8 protein-coding genes are annotated in these 9,497 nt (G+C 70.4%); 3 read left to right on the top strand and 5 right to left on the bottom strand.

Annotated elements, in window-relative coordinates; genetic code table 11:
• Window positions 1–420 (top strand): hypothetical protein (locus VF557_01685; protein HEX8078900.1); only part of this gene is annotated, 420 nt, incomplete at its 5' end.
• A 144-nt stretch (window positions 421–564) separates the two neighbouring features.
• Here VF557_01685 and VF557_01680 read toward each other — a convergent pair.
• Window positions 565–2,895 (bottom strand): lantibiotic dehydratase, encoded by a 2,331-nt coding sequence (locus VF557_01680; protein HEX8078899.1) that lies wholly within the window; start codon window positions 2,893–2,895, stop codon window positions 565–567.
• Between the two features lie 137 nt (window positions 2,896–3,032).
• Here VF557_01680 and VF557_01675 point away from each other — a divergent pair, with 137 nt between their 5' ends.
• Window positions 3,033–3,797, top strand: a complete 765-nt coding sequence (locus VF557_01675) for a hypothetical protein (protein HEX8078898.1) — start codon at window positions 3,033–3,035, stop codon at window positions 3,795–3,797.
• A 213-nt stretch (window positions 3,798–4,010) separates the two neighbouring features.
• The gene (locus tag VF557_01670) at window positions 4,011–5,942 is read left to right on the top strand and encodes a carbamoyltransferase C-terminal domain-containing protein (GenBank protein HEX8078897.1); all 1,932 of its coding nucleotides are present in this window, start codon (window positions 4,011–4,013) and stop codon (window positions 5,940–5,942) included.
• Window positions 5,943–5,964: 22 nt separating this feature from the next.
• Here VF557_01670 and VF557_01665 read toward each other — a convergent pair whose 3' ends face one another.
• Genes VF557_01665 through VF557_01650 form a run of 4 tightly spaced genes read right to left on the bottom strand, consistent with a single transcriptional unit; the run spans window position 5,965 to window position 9,425 of the window.
• Window positions 5,965–6,840, bottom strand: coding sequence for a TauD/TfdA family dioxygenase (locus tag VF557_01665; protein HEX8078896.1), 876 nt, complete (start codon window positions 6,838–6,840; stop codon window positions 5,965–5,967).
• A gap of 41 nt (window positions 6,841–6,881) precedes the next feature.
• A complete protein-coding gene (locus VF557_01660; protein HEX8078895.1) occupies window positions 6,882–7,565 on the bottom strand; it encodes a hypothetical protein in 684 nt (227 codons plus the stop codon).
• A 4-nt stretch (window positions 7,566–7,569) separates the two neighbouring features.
• A complete protein-coding gene (locus tag VF557_01655; protein HEX8078894.1) occupies window positions 7,570–8,631 on the bottom strand; it encodes a GSCFA domain-containing protein in 1,062 nt (353 codons plus the stop codon).
• Entirely contained in the window at window positions 8,628–9,425 is a 798-nt protein-coding gene (locus tag VF557_01650; protein ID HEX8078893.1) for an alpha/beta fold hydrolase, read from the bottom strand. The genes VF557_01655 and VF557_01650 overlap by 4 nt, the downstream gene beginning before the upstream one ends.
• Window positions 9,426–9,497: the final 72 nt, after the last annotated feature.

Here is a 9,497-nt window from a genome sequence, read left to right as displayed (position 1 = left end):
GAGACCGGCTCCGCAGCACCGTGGTCGGCCTCGGCCGGAGTGATCGACAACTCCACCGGCCAGCCGGCGCGCACCGGGTCCTGGAAGGCCTGGATGAACGGCTACGGCACCACCCGCACCGACACCCTGTCCCAGTCGGTGGCCATCCCGTCAGGTTGCGCGGCGACCCTGTCGTTCTACCTGCGCATCACCAGCGCTGAGACCACCACGACGGTCGCCTATGACAAGCTCACCGTCAAGATCGACGCCACCACCCTGGCCACGTACTCGAACCTGAACAAGGGAACGACCTACGTGCTCAGGTCCTTCAACGTCTCCTCCTTCGCGGGGCAGACCGTCACGGTCGGCTTCACCGGAGTGGAAGACGGCTCACTGCAGACCTCCTTCGTCATCGATGACACCTCGCTCACCGCGAGCTGATCGAGACCCAGCGGCACCAGTGATCCAGATACACAGCTAGTGATTCAGTAAGGCAGCAAGCAGGTTCGGGCCAGGCGTCGCATCGGCGCCTGGCCCGAACTCTGCGCTCATCCGGCGATCGCCGGCATTCAGCCACGAGTCGCCTCAGGATGGGTGGCGGCCGTCCACGGCGACCATCCGGAACTCGCAGCTGTAGCGCTCGTCCTCGGCGTCGGGCAGCCACAGTTGGCCCACGTCGGGCAGCATCTCGGTGATCCGGACGGTCGCGGCAGGATCGGCCTCGGCGGTGCGCCGGATCAGCTTGGTCAAGAGATTCACCAGCGCCAGACTGCCGAAATCGACCGCGGTGGGCTTGTCCTCGACCGGCACGCTGACGAAGCCGCGCTCGGGCAGGGCGCACCTGGCCCGCCACCGCCGCGCTTCCAGATATCGTTCGCTCTCATCCTTGATCAACGCCCAGCCGGCCTCGGACACCGGCAACCGCCACGACTCCCGGCTCAGCACCAGCCGGTCGATCAGCACCCGCGGCTGATGCCCCGCACTCGACAGCGGCCGGAACGCGTTGATCGCCGCGCCGGCCATGAAATCACTGAGCACCTCGAGCAGGTCGTACTCCGCGCCCGTGCTCCGGGAACGCACCACCAGGTCGGCGGGTGACTCGGTGTCGGCGGGTGACCCTGCGTCGGCGGGTGAGCCGGTGACGACCAGGTCAGCCGCGGCCAGCACCGGCGCCGGCGGCCAGGCCGCGTCCACCCACTCCGACCGGGACCAGTACGTCCAGGTCGGTGACAGCAGCGCCGACGGCGGCGCGCCCCGCGAGGACACCATCATCGAGTTCTTCGTCGGAATGCCGTAGATCCGCCGGCCCGCGTGGTCGGCCTCGGCCCACCGCAGCAGCCGCTCCGGTTCCTCGTGCTGCTCGACGAACAGCCTGCCTTCCATGGTGTTCACCGACATGTGCAGCTCGCCGAGCACCAGCAGAAAGTCCCCCTCGGCAACCGCTTCGGCACTGCCGGCGGCCAGCATCACGTCCGGGCTGTGGTGGATCGCGGTGCTCCAGGTCGGCTCGTCACCGACCGCGAACGCCGCCGCCGCCCGCTCCGAGATCTCGGCGCGGCTCACCTGCTGGCAGCCGGTCTCCGGAGCAGTCCCCAGCACCTCGCGCCAGCGTCGCTGGAACTCCCGCAGGATCTGCTCGATCGGCTCCGGCGGCGTGCGCCCGACGCTGAACAGCGCCGGCGCGACCAGGATCAGCAAGGTGGCCAGCGGTAGCTCGTCCTCACCCGTGCGTTCCCGTTCACCCTGGTACAGCTGGGCAAACAGCTCCCGGTACCGGCGTGCCAGCTGGTGCAGCAACCACCGGGCGCTGTCCAGCACGATGGTCAGCGGGCCGGCCAGCGCGTCCAGCACCGCCGCGCCGACCTCGATCCGCACGTCGCGCACGGCGTCCTGGTACGACAGGGTGCGCCCGGCGTAGCTGCTGCCTGACCTGCGGGTGCCGGCCTGCCCGGTGTGCTCGACGAACAGCGCGCGCAGCGCCTCGGTCGCGGCCAACACGTCCTCGGCATTGCCGGACGCCGCCGCCACCGCGTCCCGGGCGGCGACCAGTTCAGTCAACGGCCGCAAGGCCGTCTCGCGCACCTGTGGATCGGTGATCAGCTGGAGTTGAGCCGCCAGGGTGCGCTCGGGATAGGCCTCGATCGGGCCGATCGGAGCCAGCACCACCAGGCCGAGCCGGTCCAGCTCGACCAGCGCCTGCTCTGAGGCCTCACCCAGCTCGGCCCGCAACTGAGCGACCGTGCGGCTGCCGTCGGCCAGCGCGAACAGCCGCGCCTGCAACGGCGTCAGCTTTCGGCTGTCACCGTCCGGGTAGCGGATCACAGCGCCCTCCAGCTGGCAGGCGGTGTCGCGGCGCGGGCGCAACCATCCAAGAATTCCGGGCAGTTCGGCGATCGCGCCGGCCAGCTCGTCCATGCCCCAGCTCTCGAAGTACGTGGTGCGGCGGGTCAGCAGACCGGTGCCCGGCCGGACGGACAGCGCCACGGCGCCGGGGGTCGCCCGCGCCCAGCCGACCGGGCCGAAGAACCCGATGGTCTCGTTCTTCAGCGTGTAGCGCTGCAGGTAGCTGACGATGGCCTGCTCGTGGTTGCGCCCCCGGGCGTTGCGCGGTTCACCGGCCCGAATCTTGTCCAGGCAGGTCGGCACCAGCGCCGGGTTCTGCCAGGCGACCGCCTCCCGGAACCGCCGGTCCGCGGCGACCGCCCGGACCGCTTCGGACAGCCGCCGGACCGCCGCGGTGTAGGCGCCCTGGTAGTGGGGTTGGGTGGCGTCCGGCGCCGCGTCGGCCGCCGCTGCCAGCGCCGGATCGCACAGCGTCAGCACCAACCGGGCCGGAAAGCCGGCGCCGCGCACCGCGATGTCAGGCCAGATGCTCCAGGCCGAGTCACCGAGTCGGACCGGCTCCGGCGGGGTCACCGGGCCTGCCGGAGGTAGAACCAGTCAGCCACCCGGCAAACCTACCGTTCCTTCAGCCAGTACGGCCGGCCACGGATGAGCCGCTATTCGAGCGGAAAGGCAGCAGGAACGAGGGCGGCGACATTACGATCTGGCAGGTGAGCGATCCACCGGGTGGCGCCGTGACCTTCGAGCGGCTGCTCGCCTCCGGGCAGTTGCCGGCCTGGCTGCCGCAGCTGCTGATGACGTTGTACGACGGCCAGGACCCCGGCACCGCGGCCGGCTGGGCCCGGCGCATCGCCGATTCCCTCGGGCAGGCGCCGTTCGAGGTGGTGCACGACTGGCAGGCCCGCACCGTCGTCCCGCTGATCCTGCGGGCCTGCGAGCCGGCGGTGCCCGAGCAGGTCACCGACCAACCGTCCCCGGACGAGGCCGCCGGCGCCGACCTGCAGCGGATGCACGCCCGGGCGGCGGCCGGTGAGCGGTTCGGCGAAGCGGACTGGCGGGCGGCGATCGAGCCGGCGTTGCGCACGCTGTACCAGCAGGCCTACGGCTACGCCGAGGCCTACGCCACCGCCCGGGCCAGCGCCATCGCCTATGCCCACGCCAACGACTTCAGCGAGAGCGGGGCGATCCAGTTCGCCGACTCCTACGCCAAGATGAGCACCGATTCCAACCGGAAGTCCTACGCCGAGTCCAACGCCGTCGCCAACGCCGCCGTGCTGGCGGCGGCCTACGCCTCGGGCGATGCCCAGGCCTACGCCGATTCCTATCCGTTCGCCCTGGTGCATGCCTGCGCGCACGCCTGTGCCAACCAGGCCGATCAAGCGGGCGACGAGGCCACCACCCAGGTCGAGCGCCGCCAGGCCGCCTACACCCGGCTGGCCGAGGGCCTGGCCGACAGCCTGGCCCGGTTCCGCTGACCGCGCCGGGTCTGCTGACCGCGCCGGGTTCCGGGCGGATGTCTACAAGACTTCCGGAATGGCCCAGCGGAGCGGCCCGGCTCGGTTAAAGTCCTTTCGCTGTCGAAGATAGGCGAAGCACGGAGGCGTTGTGTGCGGCTCGTGCGAGAGAGGGGACGCGTTGCGCGAGCACACCCGGGCCAGCACGCCGCCGCCGGCCGGGACGACCCCGGCATGACCGACACCATCGTTCTGGGCCTGAACAGCGCGCACGACGCCTCGGCCTGCCTGCTGATCAACGGCGAGCTGGTCGTCGCGGTGTGCGAGGAACGGCTCAGCCGGGTCAAGTACCACGATGGCTTTCCGCAGCTGGCCATTCAGTACTGCCTGGACTACGCCGGCCTGCCCGATCTGAACGCGGTCGATTGCATCGTGCTCAACGAGTACGTGGTCAACGACTACGACGTCAACGAGCTCGGCGGCTATCAGGGGCGGCTGATCACCAACCCGTCGCACCACCTGCTGCACGCCTACTACGCCTGGGTGGCCTCGGGCTACACCGACGCGGCGGTGCTGATCCTGGACGGCAGCGGGTACTCCTTCGGCGAGTACCACCGCCGTGGCCGGCCCGACCTGGGCCCGGCGCCGGAGTTCTCCGAGATGGAGGAGGCAGAATCGCTGTACCGGATCAGCTCCGGCGAGCTGTCGGTGGTCTCCAAGCGATGGGCGCTCTGGCACGCCAACCGGCCGTTCTTCCGGTTCGCCAGCCTCGGGCACATGTACTCGATCGCCTCGCAGTACATCTTCGGCTCCTTCAAGCACGCCGGAAAGACCATGGGATTGGCCGCGTTCGGCGACGCGGGCGCCTTTCCGGAACCGATCGTCGACCTGTCCGGCCCGGAGATGGACATCGACACGCTCTGGATCACCCAGGTGCCGCCCCGGTCGGAGGCGCCGGCCGAGCAGGACGCGGTCTGCCGCAACGTCGCCGCCAGGGTGCAGGCCGAGCTGGAACGGGCGATCCTGCACCTTGCCGAGGACCTGCACCGGCGCACCGGCGCCAGCCGGCTCGCGGTCAGTGGCGGCGTCGGCCTGAACAGCGTCACCAACGGCCGGCTGCTGCGCGAGTCCAGCTTCAGCGAGCTGTTCATCACCCCCGCCGCCAGCGACGCCGGGGTGGCCATCGGCGCCGCGCTGTACGGTCACCAGGAGCTCACCGGCTCGATGCCGACCTGGGACTATCGCCACGACTACCACGGCCGGGTGTACCGCCCGGACGAGGTGGATGAGGCGTTGACCGACCGCGTCGACCTGGTTCGCTGGGAGGACGTCGGCGACCGGGTCGCCGAACTGGCCGCCGCCGACGTCGCGGCCGGCTCGGTGGTGGGCTGGTTCGACCTGGGCAGCGAGTTCGGGCCGCGTTCGCTCGGGCATCGCAGCATCATCTGCGACCCCCGGGTGCCGGGCATGAAGGATTACCTGAACAAGCACGTGAAGTTCCGCGAGCCGTTTCGGCCCTACGCTGCCTCGGTGCTGGCCGAGCACGCCGCCAAGTACTTCGATCTCGACGTGGACGACCCGTTCATGCTCATCGTGGCCGAGGTCCGGCCCGAGCACGCCGAGCTGCTGCCGAGCATCACGCACGCCGACGGGACCTGCCGGATCCAGTCGGTCGCACCGGACCACCAGGGCTCGTTCCGGGCGCTGATCGAGGCCTTTCACGGCCTGACCGGCCTGCCGCTGGTGCTGAACACCTCGTTCAACATCCGCGGCGAGCCGATCGTCGAGACCCCGGCCGACGCGCTGGAATGCTTTCTGGCCAGTAACTTCGACGTGCTCTACCTGCAGGGCCGAAGGGTCAGCAAGGTCCGCGCGGCCCGGGCCGCCGACCCGGCCGGGCTGGTGCCGGTGCTCTCACCGAACCTCACGCTGGAGTCCGAGGTGCCGACCAGCCGCGGCGCGGTCGGGCCGATCCGGCAGCTGGTGCGGACCCGGACCGGCCACCGCAGCCGGCTGGACGGCACCGAGTACGACCTGATGACCCGGGTGGACCGCAAGCGCAGCGTGACCGACATCGCCGAACTCGCCGGGGTGCCCACCGCCGAAGCGGTGGCGGCCTTCCAGCGACTGCAGAACCAGGGCCTGGTCGCGTTCCAGCTGGACTGACGCGCAATGCGGAACAGAAGGGTCAGGCGGTGGGACGGGTGCCGTTGATCGACACCCGCTGACCGTAGCGGGCATGCGGGTAGTAGTCCCAGATCGCGTGGTGCTGGGTGCAGCGGTTGTCCCAGAAAACCAGCGTGTTGGGCGTCCAGCGCACCCGGCAGCTCAGCAGCGGCTTGTTGGGCACCAGGCCGAACAGCAGGTCCAGTAGCGCCCGGCTCTCGATCGAAGACAGCTGGACGATGTGCGAGGTGAACCCGGGATTGACGAACAGCAGCTTGCGCCCGGTGTCGGGATGGCGCACCACCACCGGGTGCTCGGACTTGGGGACGACGTACTCCGGCGGTGGTTGATAGCCCTGCCACGGGATCAACCCGTCGTGCACGGCGGTCAGGCCGTCCAGGAAGTTCTGCATGTGCGGCGAGAGCAGCTCGTAGGCCAGGTGCATGTTGGCGAACATGGTGTCGCCGCCGCTGCCGATCTCCGGCGTCCGGGTGACGTAGAGCATCGAGCCCAGCGACGGCTCGGCGTCGGCGGTGCCGTCGGTGTGCCAGTCGTTGCCGTCGACGAAGCTGGAGTCCTTGTCGGCGCTGATCTCCAGGACGGCCGGGTCGCCGTCGTCGAGCTCGGACAGCTGCCGGCGGCGCAGCTCGCCGAAGTACCCGGCGAACCGCTTGTGGTCCTCGACGGTCAGGATCTGATCGCGGAACACCAGCACGTGATAGGTCAGGAACGCGTGCTTCACCTCCGCCAACTGCTCGGCGGTGAGTTCCTTCGACAGGTCCAGGCCGGACACCTCGGCGCCGATCACCGGGGTCAGCGGTTGGACCGAGAGCTGCTGATACTTCTCGGGCTCACGGGTCGTCAAGCGCTCCGCCGCCGCGAGCAGGTACTTGTCCATTGTCGGTGCTCCTTCGTCGAACTCTCTTGCAGGTTAAGCGGTCACAGCCCGCGGTCCAGCAGATCGGTGAGGACCAGCCGGCCGAAGGCCAGGTTGCCGTGAATCGGGTCGCCGGCCTCGCACAGCTCGGGTCGCTGAAAACCGGTCGCGTCGGTGACCCGCGCGCGCAGGTCCACCAGCTCTACGCCCAGCTCGGTCAGCGCGCCGGCGATAACGTCCTGCGCGGCCAGGAACACCTGCGGGTCAGCCATCGCCGGCACCCGCTGCGGCGGCAACACCGCCAGCACCCGCAGCCCCAGGCCGGCGGCGTGGCGGTAGAAGGCCAGCGCGTCGCGGGCCATCACCCGGACGATCTCGTCGAAGAGCCGGCTGGTCAGGAAGCCGGGCGCGAAGTCCCCGCCGGCTGCCCGGTAGAACTGCCAGTTCTGGGTGGTGGCGAAGGTGTGCACGTTGAAGCCGAAGGTGGAGACCACCGGAACGCCGAGTTGCCCCAGGGCGTCCACCCCGAGCTCGTCCAGAAAGCCGCGGTAGTAGGCGTGCGCCTCGGAGTCACGAAACGCCACGTCCTCGCCTCGCAGCTCGAGGAACCCGGCGTTGAAGTCGCGGCCGGAGCCGATCGGGCCGCCGCTGAAGCCGATGCCGGCCGCCTTGGCCGCCCGGCCGATCACGCCGGCGTGCGAGTCGCCCAGCAGCAGGAACCGCGCGGATGCCGCGTTGGTGGGCATGGCGCTAGCGGGCGTTGTAGTAGTCGAGCACGGCGTCGTCACAGAGCAGGTCCTCTCCCTCCCCGGACTCGGGCCGGCCGGCCGGACGCTGGTCGGCCTGCTGGGCCGCCTGCCGGCTGAGCGCGGCGGTGAACCGGCGCATCACGAACTCCACGCCCTCGGCCGTGACCGAGCGCAGGTTCGGCTCGAAGAAGGCGCCCCGGAACGGGATGCCGGTGATGATCTCGTAGGCGGGGAAGTAGTCGATGTCCGGGTGCTCGTCCGCCAGCTCGCCGGCGACCACGCGCAGCACGGACTTGGAGTAGGTGTTGGCGGTCAGGGCATGGCGGCCGGTGGCGGTCGCGGTGAGCGGCACCGGCGACACCGTGAGCAGGACTCGCAACCCCGGGTTGACCGCGTGCGCCAGCTCGACGGCGCTGAGAATGTCCTGCCGCACCTTAGTGAAACCGTGGTTGCTGAACAGGTGCCGCTCGGGATCGAAGACGCCGCGCACGGTGCCGGGGCACATCGGGTAGGTCATCCCGGTGGCGCGGTCATGCCAGGCCTCGGTCAGGCCCAACGTGAAGACCAGGCAGCTCGCCTCGGCCACGGCGCCCCGGATGGCCGCCAGGGTCACCTCGCGCGCGGCCAGCATCGCCTCGGCCGAGTCGTAGCCATCCGGCTCCACGGACGGGCGGAACGGATCGAAGTGCCGGCCGTCCTCGGCCCAGCTCTCGGTGCCCGGGTCGGTCGCGCCGGTAGCCCAGCCGAGCCACTGACGCAGCGTCGCCGCGGTGTAGATATTGCCGGTGCGGAACGAGAACACCCCGTACTGGCGGGCTGATCGCTGCGCGGCGGTCAATCCGGGCGGCGCCGGCTCGGCGTCGCGCCAGTTCATCCCCAGCTCCAGCAGCGTCCGGCCGATATGGCGGGCGAAGCAGGAGCCGGCGGTCAGGATCGGATCGTCCTGCCCGAGCGCGAACTTCGGCGTCCACAGCTCGTCGATGTCGGCCATCTCGGGCTCGGCCACCGCCGAGCGCCAGAACGAGCGGGCCGGTAGGGACTGGTAGGGGTTCGCGGCGTTCACAGCGCCCGTCCTGACTCGGCGGCCGGCCGGCCGCGACCTGTCAGCTCGGCGGCCTCCTCGGCCACGGTGCCGGCCAGCAGGGTGGCGATGCTGTGCCGGTGGGCGTCGAGGAAGAAGTGATCGCCCCGGAAGAGGTGTCGCCGCACCGGCCGGCTGCTTTCGAAGGACCAGCCGGCGGCCCGGTCGGCCTCCACATGGGGGTCCTGATCGCCGAGCAGCAGGTGGATCGGCAGGTCCAGGGGCGGCTCGGGCCGGTAGAGATAGCGTTCGTTCAGGGCGAAGTCAGCGCGCACCCCGGGCAGCACCAGCTGCATAAGCTCCTGGTTCTGCAGCATCTCAGCGGGCGTGCCGTTGTAATCGACCAGCGCCGCGATCAGGTCGGCGTCTGCCAGCGTGTGCAGTCGGCGGCGCACCAGCCGGGTCCGGGGGCTCTCGGCGCCGGAGACCCAGAGGCTGATCGGCGCGGGCCGGCCGGCCCGGCGCAGCTGCCGGGCCACCTCGAAGGCCACCAGCGCGCCGAGACTGTGACCGAAGAAGGCGAACGGCCGGTCGGCCAGGCCGGTGACCGCCCGGGTCAGCCGCGCGACCAGCTCGTCCAGGTCGGCCAGCGGCGGGTCGAACAGCCGGACGCCGCGACCGGGCAGCTGGGCGACCCGCAGTTCCAGCCGCGGTCCGAGCAGCTCCTGCCAGGGTAGGAAGCTGTTGGCGTTGCCGCCCGCGAAGGGGAAGAGGAACAGCCGCATCGCACCGGCCGGATCGGTGCCGGCGGTGAACCAGTGCTCGTCGGTGTTCACGTGGCCCTTCCTTCAGGTAGCGGTTTCGTTCGGCCAGGTAGCGGTTTCGTGCGGCGGGCGGTCCTCGTACGG

Origin of the sequence: Jatrophihabitans sp. (genome assembly GCA_036389035.1) — a bacterium.
Taxonomy (GTDB): Bacteria; Actinomycetota; Actinomycetes; order Mycobacteriales; family Jatrophihabitantaceae; genus Jatrophihabitans_A.
This window is presented reverse-complemented; position numbering and strand designations above follow the sequence as displayed.

Bases quoted from the DNA above. Each gene is read 5' to 3' on its own strand.
- VF557_01670 (HEX8078897.1), top strand. From the start codon at position 4,011: ATGACCGACACCATCGTTCTGGGCCTGAACAGCGCGCACGACGCCTCG.
- VF557_01665 (HEX8078896.1), bottom strand. From the start codon at position 6,840: ATGGACAAGTACCTGCTCGCGGCGGCGGAGCGCTTGACGACCCGTGAG.
- VF557_01660 (HEX8078895.1), bottom strand. From the start codon at position 7,565: ATGCCCACCAACGCGGCATCCGCGCGGTTCCTGCTGCTGGGCGACTCG.